11 protein-coding genes are annotated in these 20,405 nt (G+C 37.0%); 6 read left to right on the forward strand and 5 right to left on the reverse strand.

Features of this window, described 5'->3' with window-relative positions; all coding sequences use genetic code 11:
* Positions 1 to 859: 859 nt before the first annotated feature.
* Positions 860 to 1,516: an L-threonylcarbamoyladenylate synthase gene (locus TERY_RS03090; protein WP_011610483.1), complete on the reverse strand. Its 657-nt coding sequence runs from the start codon at positions 1,514 to 1,516 to the stop codon at positions 860 to 862.
* A gap of 299 nt (positions 1,517 to 1,815) precedes the next feature.
* Here TERY_RS03090 and larC point away from each other — a divergent pair, with 299 nt between their 5' ends.
* Together larC and TERY_RS03100 are read left to right on the forward strand one after the other, a co-directional pair.
* Positions 1,816 to 3,156 (forward strand): nickel pincer cofactor biosynthesis protein LarC, encoded by a 1,341-nt coding sequence (larC, locus tag TERY_RS03095; RefSeq protein WP_011610484.1) that lies wholly within the window; start codon positions 1,816 to 1,818, stop codon positions 3,154 to 3,156.
* A gap of 913 nt (positions 3,157 to 4,069) precedes the next feature.
* Entirely contained in the window at positions 4,070 to 4,423 is a 354-nt protein-coding gene (locus TERY_RS03100) for a hypothetical protein (RefSeq protein ID WP_011610485.1), read from the forward strand.
* Between the two features lie 403 nt (positions 4,424 to 4,826).
* Here the strand turns inward: TERY_RS03100 and TERY_RS03105 are convergent, their stop codons facing one another.
* Both TERY_RS03105 and TERY_RS03110 read right to left on the reverse strand, forming a co-directional pair.
* The gene (locus tag TERY_RS03105) at positions 4,827 to 5,021 is read right to left on the reverse strand and encodes a DUF2949 domain-containing protein (RefSeq protein ID WP_011610486.1); all 195 of its coding nucleotides are present in this window, start codon (positions 5,019 to 5,021) and stop codon (positions 4,827 to 4,829) included.
* 685 nt (positions 5,022 to 5,706) lie between these two features.
* Positions 5,707 to 6,228 carry a hypothetical protein gene (locus tag TERY_RS03110; RefSeq protein ID WP_011610487.1) on the reverse strand — a complete coding sequence of 174 codons (522 nt, stop codon included), beginning with the start codon at positions 6,226 to 6,228 and terminating at the stop codon, positions 5,707 to 5,709.
* Positions 6,229 to 7,216: 988 nt separating this feature from the next.
* Between TERY_RS03110 and TERY_RS03115 the strand changes: the two genes are divergently transcribed.
* From TERY_RS03115 to TERY_RS03125, 3 genes are all read left to right on the forward strand, one after another.
* Positions 7,217 to 7,456 (forward strand): hypothetical protein, encoded by a 240-nt coding sequence (locus TERY_RS03115; protein ID WP_011610488.1) that lies wholly within the window; start codon positions 7,217 to 7,219, stop codon positions 7,454 to 7,456.
* Positions 7,457 to 8,053: 597 nt separating this feature from the next.
* Positions 8,054 to 11,395, forward strand: coding sequence for a Calx-beta domain-containing protein (locus TERY_RS24685; RefSeq protein WP_011610489.1), 3,342 nt, complete (start codon positions 8,054 to 8,056; stop codon positions 11,393 to 11,395).
* Positions 11,396 to 11,541: 146 nt separating this feature from the next.
* The gene (locus TERY_RS03125; RefSeq protein WP_011610490.1) at positions 11,542 to 11,775 is read left to right on the forward strand and encodes a DUF6737 family protein; all 234 of its coding nucleotides are present in this window, start codon (positions 11,542 to 11,544) and stop codon (positions 11,773 to 11,775) included.
* Between the two features lie 163 nt (positions 11,776 to 11,938).
* Here the strand turns inward: TERY_RS03125 and TERY_RS03130 are convergent, their stop codons facing one another.
* Positions 11,939 to 13,519 (reverse strand): NAD(P)H-quinone oxidoreductase subunit 4, encoded by a 1,581-nt coding sequence (locus tag TERY_RS03130; RefSeq protein WP_196797287.1) that lies wholly within the window; start codon positions 13,517 to 13,519, stop codon positions 11,939 to 11,941.
* Positions 13,520 to 14,219: 700 nt separating this feature from the next.
* Positions 14,220 to 16,283: an NAD(P)H-quinone oxidoreductase subunit 5 gene (locus TERY_RS03140; RefSeq protein WP_011610492.1), complete on the reverse strand. Its 2,064-nt coding sequence runs from the start codon at positions 16,281 to 16,283 to the stop codon at positions 14,220 to 14,222.
* Positions 16,284 to 16,939: 656 nt separating this feature from the next.
* Here TERY_RS03140 and TERY_RS03145 point away from each other — a divergent pair.
* Positions 16,940 to 20,341 carry a response regulator gene (locus tag TERY_RS03145; protein WP_011610493.1) on the forward strand — a complete coding sequence of 1,134 codons (3,402 nt, stop codon included), beginning with the start codon at positions 16,940 to 16,942 and terminating at the stop codon, positions 20,339 to 20,341.
* Positions 20,342 to 20,405 lie beyond the last annotated feature (64 nt).

Below are 20,405 nucleotides of genomic sequence, written 5' to 3' on the forward strand. Positions count from 1 at the left end.
CAGAAATATATTTTCCGGATTCATGTCAAAAGCCTGTGAAAGGTTTATATAGATTGAAAATAAAAGCTTTATTCATCAAACCGAGTCAATTAGAGCAACTGTGACAATTATTCAATTGACAGTAACACCTGTGTATCTGTTAGAGAGGTGGCATATATAACGCTATGGATAAGTCAGAAATCAGAAGTTAGAAGTAATTTATGACTGAGTTTCAACACTTAGCAATATTAGACCACTCCAGAAATACCAATTTTAGAACAGCGGAGTAAAGGCCTGATTACCTTTTCTGGAGATATCTATTAAGATGCTATGGAACGATAGTGCTACAACTAAGTGCTTCATTAAACTATTGTAAAACATTATTGGTTATGATCTTTGTAACATTTACTTCCTCTTTCTACGTAAGATTTGGTAGTAATATCTCTACAGGCATTCACGGGTCTTGCCTCAGATTAGTAGGAAAAACAATAGTCAGGGCAGTAAACCCGGTTTTTTGTTAGGTTTTGTAATACTAATTATTATACAATATTTTTGAAACTTAAGTCATACTTAAATTATTGAGTAATTAACATAGGCATAACAACCTTTTGGATAATTATTGACCAGGAGTATCTCAATTATTCTTGTGTTATATAGGCATTGTATAGAACGTTCCTAGTCTTCCACTATTGGGGCTAGGAGTGAGTCCCCTTACTCAAATTGCAAGTAAAAAACTTTTTGAGAAATGCTATAAGCCCTCAAAAAGCAAATACAGTATCTGATCGTACATCATAAGTACAAGTTGTGAATAGTAAAACTCTTATGGTGTAGGAACATTGCCTACTAAATGTTAACCCTTCCAGCAGTGAGAATTGCTGTATTAACTAATCAGAGATATTACAGCCTCAACTCCAAGACCTTGACGAATCAGATTTGGCTGATGGCCAGTTAAGTCAAGGATAGTTGATACTTGATATATTGAGTCAGAACCATCATCTACAATTATATCCACAAGATTTTCTAGACAATCAAACAACTCTGCTTTACCCGTGACTACTTCTACCTTTATTGGAGCTATTCCTTCTGCATCACTGGTAATGTTAGCTGATGTGGAAATAATAGGATTGTCTAAGGCCTTTAATAAGGTCAAGCAAACTTGATTATTAGGAACCCGAATACCGGTTGTTTTACGTTTTGGACTCATAACCAGACGTGGGACTAACTTGGTTGCAGGCAGCACAAATGTGTAAGGGCCAGGAATTAGACGTTTAATAATCCGGTAGGCTGAGTCATTCACCACAGCATAATTGGCAATGTTGGACAAAGAGGAACAGAGGAATGTCAGAGGCTTATCATTAGACAATTGCTTAATTTGTCTAACTTTTTCTACAGCAGATTTAACATAGAGGTCACAACCTATTGCGTAAACAGTATCTGTGGGATAAAGCATTACTGCCCCATCTTTAAGATCATTGATAATTTTTTCTACACGTCTATTTTGGGGAGTATCAGGATGAAGTTCGTAAAAAGTTGCCATTTTTTTTAGCCAAAAGTTATTTCAGTTATCAGTTATCAGTACCAACCATTAAAACCTTATGCTTGAAATACTGAATCGAATATTTTCTTCATCCCCTTAAAAAAGGCAGAGACCTTATTTTTTAATCAAAAGTTAAAAGTTAAAAGTTAAAAGTTAAAAGTTAAATTGAAACTATTATCTTTGGGTAGTCCTAAAATATTAAGGATAAAGGCTCTCCTTATTATAAGAAGATTCTAGTATTTTTTTGCCTCCTAATTCAGTAGGAGTTACTCATAACTGATAACTAAGTTCCCTAATTTATGAACAAAATAGCTTATTTTGAATGTCCCACTGGTATTGCAGGCGATATGTGTCTGGGTGCTTTAGTCCATGTTGGTGTTCCTCTAAACTATCTAATAGAAAAACTAAATCTGTTGGGTATTTCTCAAGAATATCAGTTAAGTGCTGAGAAAGTCCATCGTAATGGTTTAGTTGCTACAAAATTTCATGTTAGACTTATTCATGCAAATCCTGAAGACGGGGAACCTCTGACTTTTGATCATCACCATGACCATCATCACACTCATAATTTAGAAAATAAATCTAGCACAAAAAAACATCATCATACTCATCACCGCCATTTGCCAGAAATTGAAGCATTAATCAAAAAAGCAGGGTTGCCCCAACGTGCTGAAGATTGGAGTTTAAAAGTGTTTCGTAAGTTAGCAGAAGCAGAGGGGGCTGTACATGGTATTGCCCCAAAGCAAGTACATTTTCACGAAGTGGGGGCAACTGATGCAATTATTGATATTGTAGGAACTTGTTTGGGGTTAGATTGGTTGGACATTGACTTACTGTATTGTTCACCTCTGCCTATTGGTGGAGGAACTGTTAAAGCAGCTCATGGTCGATTACCTGTACCTGTACCAGCAGTGCTCAAACTTTGGGAGTTGCATAATGTTCCGATTTATAGTAATGGTTTGGAAAAAGAATTGTGTACTCCTACAGGTAGCGCGATCGCTTGTACTTTTGCTAGTAGTTTTGGTCCACCACCGCCAATGTTTTTGGAACGAGTAGGTTTGGGAGCAGGTTCCCAGAATTTAGCTATTCCTAATATTCTTCGCTTATGGATCGGTGAAGGAAAAGCTAGTACTCAAAATTTTCAAATTACAAAATCTGATGCTCCCACTTCTCAAGATATTCACCTAGAAACTGTGTCAGTGTTGGAAACTCAAATAGATGATTGTTCTCCTCAAACTATCGCTTATACTTTTGATGCTCTGTTTGCTGCGGGAGCCTTGGATGTTTTTAGTCAGCCTGTAACTATGAAGAAATCTCGTTTGGGAGTTTTACTAACTGTTATTTGTACACCAGAAAAGTTGTCTGCTTGTGAAGAAGTAATATTTCAAGAGACTACGACTTTGGGTATTCGTTGCTCTATTCAACAACGGAGTATTTTGAAGCGAGAAATTCATCAGGTGCAAACAGAATATGGAGCCATCCGACTAAAAGTAGCAAAGAAGGGGGAGAAAATTGTGAATGTACAACCGGAATATGAAGATTGTGCTGCATTAGCTAGACAGGAAAATATGCCTTTGATAGAAGTACATAAAATGGTATTGCAGAGTTGGCAATTGCACTACTCAGAAGGTTTGAAATAAAATCCACCTGAGACCCTAGGGTTCCAGGTTAGAAGTAATAGTTAATCCCTGATTAGGTTTGAGGATTTATAAATTTCTGCGCCCTGTTTACATAGTCTTATACCAATTTAATTGATAATATCTAAAGTCCATATTTCTGTAGATATAGTGATGTTTACAATAGTGTCAACTACAAAAATTACTATTTATACACAACTAGTACACAATTAGTCTGACTACAAAATAATATTTATGAATCTAAATAAGTATTTAGGTTCATATTTTTAATTGTATCACATTTTAAGCAATTTTTGTGATTATTTTTGATATTTATAAGGCAAAAAAATATAGTTTAATTGCTATTTTTAGGTGAATTAAATAGCAGAATATTTTTTTTTAATGTATATCAATAAGAAAAATATTTAATGATTTTTTTAATGATTATTTGACTAATAACAAAAAAAATAATCTGACAAATAATTGAAAAAAAAGTATGATATTTTCATGCTATTTTTCTTGTATTAAAAATTAATTTTTAAGTCAATATAATAATCTTTAAACTATTTATTTTTATCCCTGAGTATTCGACTCCTAAATCAATAGTGTTTAAATCTTCATTGCCAGCTAAGGTTGATTTTCTTAGTCTTAAATATAAGTTTTGATGCTATTAGTAACATATTTTATTTTAAATTACTGTTATGCTGAAAACATATTTTGAGATGTCTAATAGGTTTTCCTAGCCCTAGTATTTTGAGGTATTTACATATTAAAAATTCACTCAAAATAAAATAAATTATGAAGAGAATATCACTATTTAAATTTAGTGACTATACTAAAAATATATTTGTAGACGTAGAAGAGGTTTTCCTAACCCTAGTATTTTTAGGCATTTACATACTAGAACAAAAATTATTCACTTAAAATAGAATAAATCATGAACATAATTATTGCTATATTGGGTATTAGTACACTCTTACTCTCTTTTACCCATGTTGCGAAAGCACAATTAAATAGTCTTCCTCCTGAAGCAACTGTATCCGGAGACTCTCTAAAAACAGTAGAAGGTAGATCAATTACTAATGATAATTATCGCAGATATATTGATGAATCAGAATCTAATGGAATTAAACCCTATGAACTGCGTCGTCAACAGGAAGATATAGAAGTTATACCAGGGGTATCTATTCCTAAAAAACAGGATAAACCTAAATTAGGAAGTCCTTTCGAAGAAAGTGCTGTAGACGGGGAAAAATCTGTAAAAGGATTCAAATTGAAATTAGGAATTTAGAAGTTGTTGATGCCTACAAAGTTTGGGAAATACCTTGGAAATTATAGATTTCAGAAAAAATGGCATATCTATTGAGGGGCTAATAATAATCAGTTCCTCATTTTTGATTAGATTGAAATAATAATAAATATAGCGTTGTACTCTCAAGTCTTTAAATCTTAAGGCTCACAGTGCAATTATTAAAAGGTATAATCTTTGATTTGAGCCATCATTGCAGGATTATCTCAAGAAAAAGGTACTTATTTAAGCTTACCATTTTCATTAATCTCAGACTCATTCCCTCTGCAACTTCTTGCTTACTATTCAGCAAGTACACAAAATTAATTACACACTTTTTCAGCCCTGAATACTTTATGCTGCAGGTGAAAAAATAAGTGTAATGGTGCTTAAGCGAAGCAATTCATTAAACACTGGCCGTTTGTAGCCAATCAAATATTTGGTCTAATTGTTTCAATGTTACGAGACCATATTGCCAAAGTATCATGGGCAATTGATTACAGCCTTCTTCCTGATGCCGTAAAGCAGTAGCGATCGCAGACTCTGAGATGGACAGCTCCCACTTCAAAAAATTGATTAATTGGGCTTGTTTTTTAGACATAATTAAAAGTTGTTTTCAGTAGTACCTTAAAAAAATCTCAAATAAATATTATTTTCTTATAACTACATCTAGTATGAATAGTATAAATTACTATTCAGTAAGTCTTAGTAACTAAGATCTTTGATTCCTATGAGATATTTCAGTTATTTTCAATGATTCAAATCACAATTTTATTGTATAGAAAACTCAATTCTCGTAGTGTTGAGTGTCAATTTTCTATTAATTTTTTTGACTCAACCTTGAAACATTTGAATATTTCAGGGTTGTTATTAATTTAATGATTTAGCAGAGGTATAGATAGAGCATAGGCTTTTTGATAAGTAGTTAATATATTTTTTTCATGTTTCAAATCTCAATTTATTAACTTTAAAACAATCAACTTTAGTTTTTCTAGGCTGTCGCTGTAACAGTAGATAAGATACTGTTAGCTTAGTTTTTCCTCTAGAAGACTAACGGATAACTGATAAGTTAAGTAACTGAATTAAAGTTCCGTGGTAACTTTTAGTAGGGTGATGGTTGAGGAATTTTATAAGTTTATTACAGGAAACTATAATTACATCACCCTTAGCTATACTACCCTTATAAGCAGCAACACTTTTGATTACTAAATTTATACTAGACTAATACAGTAAATATTTACAGATAGAGACATTTAATAAATTGGGAATCAAAATCTGTTTGGGAGCTACTTTCTGGATCTAGAAAGATGGTTTAATTCTGACTCCGCACAACTGAATGCTTGATCAAGGATAACACGAGCTTTTTGTGCTTTATCTCTTGCTTCCCTGTAACGTAAATTAGCTACAGCAAAAGTTTTTAGTATCTTAAAACCATCCCTAAGGTTAGCAATTTCCTCAACTGTTACAGTTTCATCTGTAAATAGTACCTCAATTGCAGACAGAATCTTTAATGCTTCTTCTCGAGATTCTACAACTTTAATCTTAAGTGCAGCAAAATCACTAAGCGTCTGTACTGCTTGAGCAACAGCATCTTCCTCCTCAGAAATAATCTCTTTGGTTACTTCTTTTGATTCTTTGACCTCAATAAACTGTTCCGGACTAAATCCATTTTCTAACTCTGTTGGTATTTCACCAGAGTCCATCATTTCTACAAGCTTATCCATAGCTTTTTGACGGGCCCTGTCTGAATCTTTACCCCTAACAGTTATGATTGTATCTGGATTTTGAGCCAAGGTATAACTAACCATAATCTGACTAAATGTAAACGTAATGGTATAAACATAATTAATATACAGCAAAATTAATTAGGGTTTACCGAAAAAGTATTTTTATGGAGTAGCCAATAGGGAATAATAGGAAAAACAGGAACCATAAAACATACAGTTCAGTTAAATATTATTCTGGATAGTATAATACAAATATAATCAATATAACCAAAAAATTCATTAGGGTTTGCTGAATCAGTGTTTTTACGGAGTTATACGAATCTTAGGGGAATATGGCTCAGTTAAATATTCTTTTTGAGAGTATAACCTACAGAATAGATATATACCAATAATTTATGGCTTGCTCAAAAAGTATTTTTAGGTAGCACAGGATAGGAGGTCAGACTAGAAACAAATATTCTAGAACAACACGGTTGAGTTAAGGTTTTTTTTGGCGCTTGTATGTCACTGAAAAGCTTACAGCTTATGTTGGATAAACGATATACAAGTTTTAATAGTATAACTTTTATAACACAGATACCATACTTGTTAAATATATACCTCATGGTCGGATTAAGTTTTGTATCTAATACTTCCATGCCATAATATTTTTGCTCTGATCTGAATTGTATTAGGTTAATTATTCAGTTAATTAGGAGGTAGGAGCAAGAGTTGTCTGTTCCTGAACTCTACTATGGTTGCTCAAAAATTCTAGTTTGTGTTATGTGGGTTTTAAAGGCTCAAAAGCTGATACTTGGTTTGTTGATCAAAATTACAACTAATGTCAGTAAATATCTTAAGGGCTTCGAGGACTGCCTACAATTAATAATATCACCCTACAAACAAGCACGAGGATATTAAAGTCAAGCTTTTCTACAACTAATACTTTTGATTTGAACTGATGCTTATTTGTAGGGTGTTAATTACTGAATGATTGAAGTTTCTCCTAGGTTCAGTGTTCTTTCTTTGCCTATGGTCTTTAGTTGTACTATATTAATGACTGAGTTTGCTTTTAGATATAAATTTTCACATGAGAGAAAAATTAGTTAACTGGTTAGATACATTTTTGGTAATAGATGTATTTTTAGTGATCATTGCTTTTGCTTGGTTCGCGATCGCTGTTATTGGTCGTTATTCTGGGGTGTCTTTAGGTCTTGACCTTTGGCATAGACTGTGGGAACCAGTTTTTACTCCGGCTATTGGAATTTTAATGGGGGGTGCTATTCTTAGTGGTATAATTAAACAAGTTACTAAACGCTTCAATTTGTAAGCATTTTACTCCTCCCCTGTGGAGATTTTTTATCATTTTGATGAATAATTTTTGGTAGGGCAAGGGTCCTGAACAGGCTTTCTTGCTCAATTATTGAGTATAAGCTTTTAATACTCAGCTAATTTCAGGTTTATGAGGTACCTTTACCGGGGGAAGATGCCCCCACGATATGGTTTTTACTAAATACAGCTATACATGGTTGCTCCGAAGTTAGCTGTGACTATTTAACAGAAGATGATGTGAGGCGATCGCTAAATTTATGATAATTTTTGGCTTGACTTTCTTCTGAGTTCTTATTTTTGCCTGGTCAGTAACAGAGCTAGATACTCCCAAGTTCCCTGGTCCTAAGTCCTATAGCGGTTTTCATCTGGATAGACTACAGTGGGAACTTTTCCATTTTTGTGATGCCAGGTCCCTACAAGGTTTTGGTTATGGGGATGTAGTTGATTAATTTGAAAGGTGTTGTTAGTCCCTTCCTGGGAGTGGTTAGGGGGGGCTTCTCCCTTTTGACTTATATTTTTTGACTTTTGGCTTGGAAATTTTCCTAAAAAGTACTATAATATTATTTCAGGTTTGCTGCCAATTTAATTTAATACTATGACTGAACCCTTTGAAGAAAATAATTCATCGGAGCCTGAGTTTCCGGATGACCCATTCCCAAGTGTCCACTATCTCCCTGGGGCTGACTACTCTAACCCTGAGGTTACAGACCCGATGATACAAGGTGCCTGGGGTGAGGTTCGTGACGAGTTGGCTGATTTTATCTTGGCCCCGGAGTTCGATGACTATATTAAAACGGCTTTTGGTGAAACTGTGGACCCGGAGCTGGCAAAGGAGCAGATAAAGGATGTTTTGACTGGGGAAAATTTGCCCGAGGTTATTATGTTGCCGGCGGCGGATATGGAGCCGGCGGTGGGTGCCTATGATCCTTTGACTGGTTCAATTTATTTGGCTGATTCTTTATTGCCTGATACTGATGGGGTTTTGGTGGATGTGCTGTTGGAGGAGTTGGGGCATTTTTTGGACTCTCAGTTGTCTGAGTCGGACTCCCCTGGAGATGAGGGTGAGTTATTGGCTGCTTTGGTGAGGGGTGAGGAGTTGACTCAGTTTCAGGTGATGATGCTTCGGGGTCAGGATGATCGGGTAGATATTTGGGTCGGGGGTGTTGAGGTTGAGGTTGAGGCTAGTGAAAAGGTTGATTTTGAGAAGGCTCGTAATTTTAAGGTGGGAGACATAGCTAGGTCAGTAGCAGTAGGAGATTTTAATGGAGATGGCATTCCTGATCTGGCTGTGGCGAACTTTTCTTCAGACAACGTATCAGTGTTATCAGGAAAAGGTGACGGTAGTTTTGGTTCAGCTACTAATTTTCCGGTGGGAGACGGACCTATCTCAGTAGCAGTAGGAGATTTTAATGGAGATGGCATTCCTGATCTGGCTGTGGCGAACCTCTGGTCAGACAACGTATCAGTGTTATCAGGAAAAGGTGACGGTAGTTTTGGTTCAGCTACTAATTTTCCGGTGGGAGACGGACCTATCTCAGTAGCAGTAGGAGATTTTAATGGAGATGGCATTCCTGATCTGGCTGTGGCGAACGACGGGTCAGACAACGTATCAGTGTTATCAGGAAAAGGTGACGGTAGTTTTGGTTCAGCTACTAGTTTTCCGGTGGGAGACGGACCATTCTCAGTAGCAGTAGGAGATTTTAATGGAGATGGCATTCCTGATCTGGCTGTGGCGAACAGGTTTGTGGCGAACCTCTGGTCAGACAACGTATCAGTGTTATCAGGAAAAGGTGACGGTAGTTTTGGTTCAGCTACTAGTTTTCCGGTGGGAAACGGACCTTGGTCAGTAGCAGCAGAAGATTTAAATGGAGACGGCATTCCTGATCTGGCTGTGGCGAACTTTTCTTCAGACAACGTATCAGTGTTATCAGGAAAAGGTGACGGTAGTTTTGGTTCAGCTACTAATTTTCCGGTGGGAGACCGACCTTGGTCAGTAGCAGCAGAAGATTTAAATGGAGATGGCATTCCTGATCTGGCTGTGGCGAACATCGGTTCAGACAACGTATCAGTGTTATCAGGAAAAGGTGACGGTAGTTTTGGTTCAGCTACTAATTTTCCGGTGGGAGACGGACCTATATCAGTAGCAGCAGAAGATTTAAATGGAGACGGCATTCCTGATCTGGCTGTGGCGAACTTCAATTCACACAACGTATCCATCCTCATCAACAAAACCCCCATAACCATCATCCCCAACATCACCATCTCCGACACCAAGCTCACCGAAGGCAACACAAATAAAACCGCCAAATTCACGGTCACCCTAGACAACCCCACAACCACCACAGTCAAAGTCAACTACACCACAGCCAACCAAACCGCAAAAGTCAACCAAGACTACAAACTCACCAAAGGTACCCTGACCTTCCAACCAGGAGAAACGAACAAAAACATCACAGTTCCCATCTTGGGAGATAACCGAGACGAACCCCAGGAAAAATTCCGAGTCGCTCTGAGCAGCCCCCAAAATGCCAACATCAAAGATGGGGAAGCTACAGGTACCATCGTTGATAACGACCCAGTTCCCCAAATATCCATCGGCGATGCCAAAGTTACCGAAGGAAACCGAGGTCAGAAAAACATAGAATTTGAAGTCAAATTAAACAACCCCAGCGGGAAAACAGTGAGAGTAAATTATGGAACCCAAGAGGGCAGCGCCAAGTCAGGAAAAGATTTTCGAAATAAAAGGGGAGTCCTGACATTCCAACCAGGGCAGACCAAAAAAATAGTGAACATTCCCATTTTGGGAGATCGGGTTGATGAAAATAACGAGGAGTTTCAAGTCAAACTCAGCCGTGCCAGAAATGGAAAATTGTCAGATAAAACAGCAGTCGGCAGAATTATTGATAACGACGAAACATTACCCCAAATATCCATCAGGGATGCCAAAGTCACGGAAGGAAACAGGGGTAAGAAACAGATGAAGTTTGAAGTCGAGCTCAACAACCCGAGCACGAAAACAGTGAGGGTAAATTACGCCACAGTAGATGGCAGCGCCAAGTCAGGAAAAGATTTTCAAAATAAAAGGGGAGTGGTGACATTCCAACCAGGGCAGAGGAAAAAGATAGTGAATATTCCCATTGTGGGAGATCGGGTTGATGAAAATAACGAGCAGTTTCAAGTCAAACTCAGCCGTGCCAGAAATGGTAAGTTGTCAGATAAAACAGCCGTCGGCAGAATTATTGATAACGACGAAACCCAAATATCCATCAGGGATGCCAAAATTACTGAAGGACAACAGGGAGAGAAAAACATGAAGTTTGAGGTCAAGTTAGATAATAGTAGCAGTGAAGTAGTGAAAGTTAATTATGAGACCGTTGACGGTAGCGCGAAGTCAGGAAAAGATTATCTGAAGAAAAAGGGAGTCCTGAAATTCCAACCAGGGGAGACCAAAAAGACAGTAAATGTTAGTATTTTGGGAGATACTGTTGATGAAAAGGATGAGAAATTTCAAGTGAAACTCAGCGGCGCTAAAAATGGTAAGTTATCAGATGCCAAAGCAGTCGGTATTATTCAAAACAACTCAGCGCCAGAGGATATTAAAAACCCTGTAGATCTAGGAATTCTGTCTTCAGAACAAACTTCCAGGGTTGATGATATTGGGTTTGCAACTGGACCGGTCGACCGTAATACAGAAGATTATTTCTCTTTTGAGGTAGAAAAAGAAGGTTTAGTCAGTGTTTTTGTAGATAGTTTTGTGCAGGATCTGGGAATTAAATTGTATGATAAAGATGGGAGTCTACTTAACCAGTCAAATAAGGAGGGTTTTGCAACAGAGAAAATTCAAGTTATTCTAGATCCTGGTGTTTATTATTTGAAAGTTTTCCCAGTCGGAAGCGGTCGGACTGATTATAATTTGAGTATTAATATTATTAATTAGGTGTTAGGTTTTAGGTATTAGGTTTTCGGTTTTCGGTTTTCGGGGAAAAGAGAATTTAATAAAATTTGCATAATTAAATAGATTTGATATTAGCTATTATAAATAGTTAATAATTTCAGAGCTTAAGAAAAATAGTATTATTGACCATGAACAAATCAGTTGAAACAGAAAAGTTTAACCCGTGGAATTATAAACCTTGGTGGTGCCAACCTTGGTCAATACTTTTGACAGGAATTACTATTATTAGTAGTAGTTGGTTAATATTTAGAACCATTTGGTTAACAGTAATTATTTCTATTCCTATATTGACTTGGATGGGATTTTTCCTAATAGTTTGGCCGAAGTTAATGGCAGAGTCAAAAATCTCAAATAAAGTTTAATTGTGATTTCAAAATCACCTTTTCTGGTTGGGGAGTATTCTGAGAAACCGGGCTCATAAATAGAACCAAAAAATTGTAGGGACGTTACATAGAACATCCCTACTCATAGAAAATCTACTGTGGTCTACCGTGGAGGAAAACCCGTCAAAATTTAACTGTCATATTATTTAATCTCAGGGGCACGGGTCGGCAACTCAGACACATCTGTTAACGCCACTTTTTCAGGCCCCATCAACACAGGCACAGAATCTCGTAACCGCGCTGTTAACTGTACAGTCGTCGCATCATATATCTGAGTCACAATTTTAGGATACAAGCCTATACCAATTATTGGCACTAACAAACAACCAATAATAAACACTTCCCGGGGTTCCGCGTCCTTGAGAACCTCGTGTTCAACCAACTTCTTATTCTCAGGACCATATAAAATCTCCCGCAACATTGACAACAGATAAATAGGAGTCAAAATTACCCCAACTGCAGACAAGAAAATCACTAAAACCTTAAAAGTTGAACTATAAGCATCACTGGTAGCAAAACCAATAAACACCATAACCTCAGCCACAAACCCACTCATTCCGGGCAAAGCCAAAGAAGCCATAGAACAAGTCGTCCACATAGCGAACACCTTTTTCATCTTCTGACCGACACCACCCATTTCATCCAAAATCAAAGTATGAGTCCGGTCATAAGTAGCTCCCACCAAAAAGAACAAACTCGCCCCTATCAAACCATGGGAAATCATTTGCAGCACAGCTCCACTCAAACCAATATCAGTAAAAGAAGCCATACCTATTAACACAAACCCCATGTGAGAAATAGAAGAGTAGGCAATTTTCCGCTTCAGGTTTCGTTGAGCAAAAGACGTCAAAGCAGCATAAACAATATTTACAACCCCCAAAATTACCAACACCGGAGCAAAGACCGCATGAGCATCAGGTAACATTCCCGCATTCATCCGCAGTAAAGCATAACCACCCATTTTCAGCAAAATTCCAGCCAGCAACATATGAGCAGGTGCCGTTGCCTCCCCGTGGGCATCAGGTAACCAGGTGTGTAGTGGGAAAATAGGCAACTTCACAGCATAAGCAATTAAGAAAGCTGCATATAACAACAGTTGCAAATTGAAAGCATAATCTTTGAGAGCGATCGTCCTCATATCAAAACTAACAGTATCCCCATAGAAGGCCATTGTTAAAGCCGCAATCAAAATAAACAATGAGCCACCCGCTGTGTAGAGGATAAACTTAGTTGCCGCATATAGCCGGCGTTTACCACCCCAGATGGAAAGAATTAGGTAAACAGGCACTAATTCTAATTCCCAAACCAGGAAAAATAGCAACATATCTTGTACAGCAAATACAGCAATTTGACCGCCGTACATTGCCAACATCAAAAAGTAAAATAGCTTCGGCTTAAAACTTACAGGCCATGCTGCCATAATTGCTAGAGTCGTGATAAAGCCAGTTAGGATAATTAATGGCATAGATAAACCATCCGCCCCCACTGACCAATTTAAATCTAGCTGAGGTACCCAAGGGTAACTTTCTACCAGTTGAAGTTCAGGGTTATTAACATCATATCCTGTGCAGAAAGCAGCAATAATAATAGCAAAATCAATTAATCCAACTATTAAGGAGTACCATCGCACCGTTTTGCCGTCTTTATCAGGAATGATCGGAAGTAGCAAAGATGCAACTATTGGAAATAGGATAATTGTAGTTAGCCAAGGAAAATTAGTCATCATAAATGTTAAATCACTATTAAATCAATTCAAAAATATCCTAGAATAAATAATGAGGGTAGTTGTCCTATTTCTAATGCTATTACAGCATATTCAGTTATTATGAGGTACAGCTACGCGGGCAAGATGCCTGCACTACATTATTTTCACCAAATATAGCTATGGATCATAAATCAGAAATTAGCTGTAAATTTACTCTTGCTATCTTAATAGGAAATCATTTTCAAGATATCAGAAATAGTTTCCAACTTAAAATTTCAAATAATTTCTTTAAATTACTTTATTGTCAAAATTTTGACTTGAGAATTTTAAACTTTGACTTATGTGCAATAGTATTAGTTCCTGAGTATCACCTATGACTCAGAGGTCAGATAAAATCTCCTTATTTTGGGAAATAGGAAGATAAAAAATATTTTTTCAAACCTCTCTCCTAGAGGTAGAGAGGTTTTCAAGGGCTTATTCCAGAAAAAGGAAAATTGGGTAAAGGGAAAAAGACGTAATAGTTTTCCAATAGCTGCTAAAATATTATCATCAGTCTTAGTAAAGAATTCAAGTATTGTAGGGGTTGTTTGAGCCAAACCCTACAATATTGAATTGTAGCGACACTACTAAATTTGAAATGTTCCCTATAAACAGGAAATTAACAAAAAAAGTATTCCACCAAATATCACTAGGAAAACTACTAGTCAATGATAATTAACTAGGCACCAGAGAAAACAACGAAGCCCAAAACTGCCACAAATACAATTAAGGCATAAAACTGAGCTCGACCATTTTCTAAATACTTCAAACCTTCCCCACTCAATAGGGTAATAAAGCCTGTCAAGTTAACAGCTCCATCAACTATCTTGTAGTCCACTTCCAAAACTTGCCGTGCTAGACGACGACTACCTTTAACAAATAGAAAATCGTTGATATTATCTAGATACCATTTGTTGAGGGAAAAGTTGTAGAGAGATGGGATTTTTTTAGCGATCGCATCTGGGTCAATTTTATGACTCAAATACATAAGTGAAGCAAAGGTAATACCAATTAAAGCAATACCAACAGAGTTACCCGCCATAATCAAAAATTCATTAAGCTCAAACTCTGCCAACTCCTCCAGGACTTGTGCCAAAGACTCTCCAGGAGCATAAATAAACTGTTCAAAATAATTAGCAAAAGGTGTTCCCAATAAACCAATAACCATCGAAGGAATTGCCAAAACCATTAATGGTAGAGTCATGCTCACAGGAGACTCATGGGGAGAGTGGCTATGATCATGGTCGTGGTCATGGCTATCATGGCCATTTTCCAACTCTTTGGGAGCTATAGCCCCAGGGCTAAGTTCCATCAGGGGTGCAGCATTTGCCAGCAATAATTGATCCTTAATTTTTGTGTTATTACCCCTAAATTCTCCTTCAAAAGTAGAGAAATACATACGGAACATATAAAAAGCAGTCATGCCAGCAGTTGCCCAACCAATGAACCATAAAGCTGGGTTTGCTCCAAAGGCACTGCCTAAAATTTCATCTTTTGACCAAAAACCTGCAAAGGGAGGGATACCACAAATTGCCACAGTACCAATTAAAAAGCAAGTAGAGGTAATAGGCATATATTTCCTGAGTCCACCCATTAACCGCATATCTTGAGCCAAAACTGGATTATGGCCAACCACTGCCTCCATTCCATGAATTACAGAACCAGAACAGAGGAACAGCATAGCTTTGAAATAAGCATGGGTCATTAGGTGAAATAGTCCAGCGCTATAAGCACCCACACCCATTGCCATTACCATGTAGCCCAACTGGGAAATAGTCGAATAGGCCAGACCTTTTTTAATATCATTTTGAGTAATAGCGATCGTTGCCCCCAGAAAAGCTGTAAAGGCTCCCGTCCAAGCGATAATATCCATTACCACTGGCAGATGTTCAAATACTGGATACATCCGGGCAATTAGGAATACTCCAGCAGCTACCATCGTTGCTGCGTGGATCAGGGCAGAAATTGGAGTCGGGCCTTCCATTGCGTCGGGCAACCAAACATGCAGTGGGAATTGGGCTGACTTAGCTACAGGTCCTAGGAAAACTAAGACACCGAAAAGGGTAGCTAAACCAATGCTTAGGGCTCCTGTTTCTACTAGTTGCTCCAAGCGAAGACCCATAGCCTCAAATTCAAAGGTACCAGTGGCCCAGTAAATTCCTAGCATTCCCAGGAGTAAACCAAAGTCACCGACACGGTTGACAACAAAAGCTTTTTGACAGGCTTCTGCTGCTGCTTTACGGTCGTACCAGAAACCAATTAGTAGGTATGAGGATACACCAACAAGTTCCCAGAAAATATAAATTTGGACTAGGTTTGGAGAAATTACTAGACCTAACATTGAGGAGCTAAATAAGCTCAAGTAAGCGTAAAAGCGTACATATCCAGGATCGTGAGCCATGTAGCCATCTGTGTAGACCATTACCAAGAAGGCAACGGTAGTGACTATGACTAACATGAGGGCAGTCAAGTGATCGATGGTGTAGCCCATACTGAGCTTGAAGTCACCTGCTGCTGCCCACTCAAACATTTGGGTATAGATTTCATGGCCATTTATTTGGCTCCAGAGCAATGCAAAGGATAAAACCATTGCAGTTCCCAACAGAGAGACAATAAATATTGCGGCTCCCTGTCGTAAATTACTTGTGGCTCGGCTATAGGAAATTAGGCCAAAGCCAACTAAGGTTGCTCCCAGTAGCGGCAGTACTGGAATTAGCCAGGCATATTGATAAAGTGTTTCCATAACTTATGGTTACTTTACATTTCTTTACTAAGTGGGCAAAACTAATAAGCATTCTTACATAACACTTACTTGATTATTGATGTCAAAGACAGATTTTTTAAAAGTTTATTAAACTTAAAGAAATAAAACTTAAAATTTAAAAGTCAATAGATTGAGGAGGTTTTTTTTGGTCTATCATAGTTGTTAATTTTTGTCAAACAAAGCTTTTATAGTTAAATTGTAGGGCAGTAGCATATTTAGGGTTAAATTATTTAAGAAAATATCTACAAAATAAGTCTTAAGATCTACTGCAAATATCTACTCTGAAGTCTAAGTTTCATTAGGTTATGGCTCATCATAGAGATTATTAATTTTAAAATGGGGAGATCTGTGGCTAACTTACCTAAAGCCAAGATTTAATATTTTATTTACAGATATTTTCTCAGAGATGACTTTGATATGTGCCCAAAAATTTAGCCTTATTGCTCAAAAGTTTTAGATGCAGATGGGTGGAAGTTTAATAATCATCGCCTAACTATATAAACCCAGTAGTTAAGTTGTTAGAATTAATTAACGTTAACTTTTAATTCAAAATGCTCCTGATGTTAACTCACTCACTGATTAACAGTTCCTAATCAACAGAGAAATATACTAACTAAAAAAAATAATTAGCTTTCATGGCATTTAAATCTTTGTCCCTAAACCTGGGTAGAATATTTAGTAAGCTTTCTTTAAAAACTATTTTAATAGTACCCTATGTTATCCAAATTCTTGGTGCTTTTGGAGCATTAGGATATATAGCTTTTCTGAATGGGCAACAAACCGTTGATGATTTGGGCAAAAAGCTAACTAACAAAATTAGCGATCGCATTCAACAGCACGTTTTGGGATATTTAAATCAATCTCATCAAGTTCTGAGGATCACTAATGATGCTATAGAAAGTGCAAACTTAGACATCTATAATTTTGTCGCACTCAGGCGATACTTTTGGGAAGTCGTAAAAGAAAAAGATTTACAGGATTATTTATTCTTTGGCAACGAAGAAGGAGAATTTATTGGCGTCGAACATTTCGCAGAAGGAGAAATTTACCTAAAAAGTTGTAAAATCCCTACCCAAAGCCTTTGCGAAACTTATCTGCTTAATAATCAAGGTAACATTAGCCAATATTTAAACAGCAAAGAGTACGACCCCCGGGATACTCCCTGGTATTTAGTAGCAAAAAAATTAGGCGAGCCCACCTGGAGTCCAATTTTGTCCTCATTTTCTGGTCAAAATAGCTCCCTCGACATCTTCGCAGTTCAACCTATTTTTGACTCAACAGAGAATTTATTAGGAGTTCTCTCAAACAAAACCACCCTGGTCAAACTCACAAATTTCCTCAAAAACTTATACATTAGTCCCAACGGTCAAAGTTTCATTATCGAACGATCGGGAAACTTAATTGCTTCTTCCGAGGTTATGGAGCCTTTTGTAATTAAAGGAACTCAGGAAAATCGAAAAATAGAACGCCTACCCGCCACTGCTAGTGAGAATAAGATAGTAAGCATGACGACAAAACATCTACAACAAAAGTTTAGTAGTTTTGCCGAAATTACTCACACTCACGAAATGAATTTTCCTATTGAAGAAGAATGGTACTATGCTAGTGTTATACCAGTAATAGACGGACGAGGTATTAATTGGCTAGCAGTAGTAGTTATTCCTGAAGATGACTTCATGGAAAAAGTCAATATGAACATTCGTACTACTATTCTATTAAGTTTTGCTGCCTTGACAATAACCGTATTATTAGGAATAGTCACCACTAACTGGATAACCAAGCCTATCTTACAACTTAATTCTGCTGCCAAAGAAATTTCTCAAGGAAAATGGGAAACCCAACTCAAAATTTATCGCGAAGATGAATTAGGGGAACTGGCCAACTCCTTTGATCAGATGGCAAGCCAGCTCAAGAAATCCTTTGAAACCCTAGAAGCCCAAAATAAACAACTCACAGAACTAGATCGCCTTAAAGATGAATTTCTTGCCAATACCTCCCACGAACTCCGCACCCCACTAAATGGTATTATCGGTATTGGAGAATTTCTACTAGAAGAAAACACTAAAAATTTAAACTCTATAACTACCTCTAACTTAGCCATAATAGTTTCTAGTGCTCGTCGTCTCTCCAACCTCGTCAACGATATTCTCGACTTTTCTAAAATTAGATACCACAAATTAGAATTACAAGTCAGAGCCATTGATGTTAGGATAGTCGTTGAATCAGTTATCACCCTAAATAGAGTATTAGTTGGCAAAAACAAAAATCTGCAATTAACAAATGCTATACCGACAGACTTACCCCCCGTTTTAGCTGATGAAAACCGTCTACAACAGATACTCTATAATTTAATTGCCAATGCTATCAAATTCACTGAATCTGGGAAAGTCGAAATCTCTGCTTCCCTCTACTCCCCTAAAGAAGATCAAGATGAAGCCACTGAAATTATTATCATGGTATCTGATACTGGTATCGGTATTCCCCCTGATCAACTAGATCGTATCTTTGAATCTTTTGAACAAGGAGAAGGTTCAATTATAAGAAAATACGGCGGTACAGGTTTAGGTTTGGCTGTCACCAAAGAATTAGTAGAACTCCAAGGCGGTCGTATTTGGGTTGAGTCTGAAGTTGGTGTAGGTTCCCGGTTTAACGTGACCTTACCCATATCTAATCAACTCGTACCTAATTCCTCTTTAAATTTTCCTAGTCCTACTGTTAATAATATTCACTATCTGATCAAGAACATAGAAACAACTATCAGGAGTAAACCCCTAGGAAGTAAAATACCTAATGGTGATTTCCACGTTTTAGTTGTTGATGATGAACCGATAAATATTCAAGTTTTAAACAATTACCTCAAAGCCAATAATTATCAAGTTACCCAGGCATTAAGTGGAAAAGAAGCTTTGGCGGCTTTGGAGAATAATCATAATTTTGACTTAATTTTGCTAGATGTAATGATGCCAAATATGTCTGGTTATGAGGTATGCTCTCAAATTAGAGAAAAATATCCGGCCCAAAGTTTACCTGTGTTAATGTTAACAGCTAAAAATCAAATTGCTGATTTAGTTATGGGTTTCCAATTTGGTGCTAATGATTATTTAACTAAACCTTTTGCTAAAGATGAGTTATTAACCCGGATTCAAACTCATATTAAATTATCAAAAATCACTAAAGCTTACGAGCGTTTTGTTCCCCACGAATATGTTGAGTTACTCTCAAAAGAAAGCATTATTAATGTTAAACTAGGGGATCGAGTTAGTACTAAAATGGCAATTTTCTTTTCTGATATTCGCTCTTTTACGACTATATCTGAGCAGATGACTTCTCAAGAAACTTTTGCTTTTGTGAATGGTTATTTAAAGGAGGTTTGTCCAGAAATTCGCGATCGCAACGGTTTGATTATTAAATTTCTGGGAGATGGTATTATGGCAGTATTTCCAGATGGAGCTGATGATGCATTGGAGGCAGCTATTGCTCAACTCAAAAGATTACAGGAATATAATCAGGTTCTATTATCTACAGGTTGGATGCCTATAAAAATTGGAATTGGTATTCATTGGGGTCACATTATGGTAGGCATAGTTGGAGAAAAGGGTCGGATGTCAGGAGATGCATTTTCTAATAATGTGAATTTGACATCTCGTTTGGAAGGTTTGACTAAGTTTTATGGTGTTTCTTTATTAATTTCTGAGTCAGCTTTTAACTATTTAAAAAATCCGCAGAAATATCAAATTAGGTTTTTAGACCGGGCATCTGTTAAGGGTATAGATGAACCGATTAATGTTTATGAAGTTCTTGATGGTGAAGTTGATGAGATACGAGAGTTAAAATTACAAACTCAGGTAGATTTTGCATTAGGTTTGGAGTCTTATCGTGTAGGAGAGTTAGTTGATGCTAAAGATTATTTTGAGAAAGTATTAGCCGTTAATTATTCAGATAAAACAGCTCAACTTTATCTGGAAAGAATTGATGATTTGATGGTAACTGGTGTGCCCAAAAATTGGAATGGGGTTTGGGCATTTACTCAGAAGTAATGTTAAATTATAGAAATTAAACTATAAGGTTCTTAATCTGGAAAACACTAGGCAATATGCTTAT

The sequence above is a fragment of the Trichodesmium erythraeum IMS101 genome (genome assembly GCF_000014265.1).
In the GTDB taxonomy this organism is placed as follows: Bacteria; Cyanobacteriota; Cyanobacteriia; order Cyanobacteriales; family Microcoleaceae; genus Trichodesmium; species Trichodesmium erythraeum.

Bases quoted from the DNA above. Each gene is read 5' to 3' on its own strand.
- TERY_RS03125 (WP_011610490.1), top strand. From the start codon at position 11,542: ATGAACAAATCAGTTGAAACAGAAAAGTTTAACCCGTGGAATTATAAA.
- TERY_RS03115 (WP_011610488.1), top strand. From the start codon at position 7,217: ATGAGAGAAAAATTAGTTAACTGGTTAGATACATTTTTGGTAATAGAT.
- larC (WP_011610484.1), top strand. From the start codon at position 1,816: ATGAACAAAATAGCTTATTTTGAATGTCCCACTGGTATTGCAGGCGAT.
- TERY_RS03110 (WP_011610487.1), bottom strand. From the start codon at position 6,228: ATGGTTAGTTATACCTTGGCTCAAAATCCAGATACAATCATAACTGTT.
- TERY_RS03100 (WP_011610485.1), top strand. From the start codon at position 4,070: ATGAACATAATTATTGCTATATTGGGTATTAGTACACTCTTACTCTCT.
- TERY_RS03105 (WP_011610486.1), bottom strand. From the start codon at position 5,021: ATGTCTAAAAAACAAGCCCAATTAATCAATTTTTTGAAGTGGGAGCTG.
- TERY_RS24685 (WP_011610489.1), top strand. From the start codon at position 8,054: ATGACTGAACCCTTTGAAGAAAATAATTCATCGGAGCCTGAGTTTCCG.
- TERY_RS03130 (WP_196797287.1), bottom strand. From the start codon at position 13,519: ATGACTAATTTTCCTTGGCTAACTACAATTATCCTATTTCCAATAGTT.
- TERY_RS03140 (WP_011610492.1), bottom strand. From the start codon at position 16,283: ATGGAAACACTTTATCAATATGCCTGGCTAATTCCAGTACTGCCGCTA.
- TERY_RS03145 (WP_011610493.1), top strand. From the start codon at position 16,940: ATGGCATTTAAATCTTTGTCCCTAAACCTGGGTAGAATATTTAGTAAG.
- TERY_RS03090 (WP_011610483.1), bottom strand. From the start codon at position 1,516: ATGGCAACTTTTTACGAACTTCATCCTGATACTCCCCAAAATAGACGT.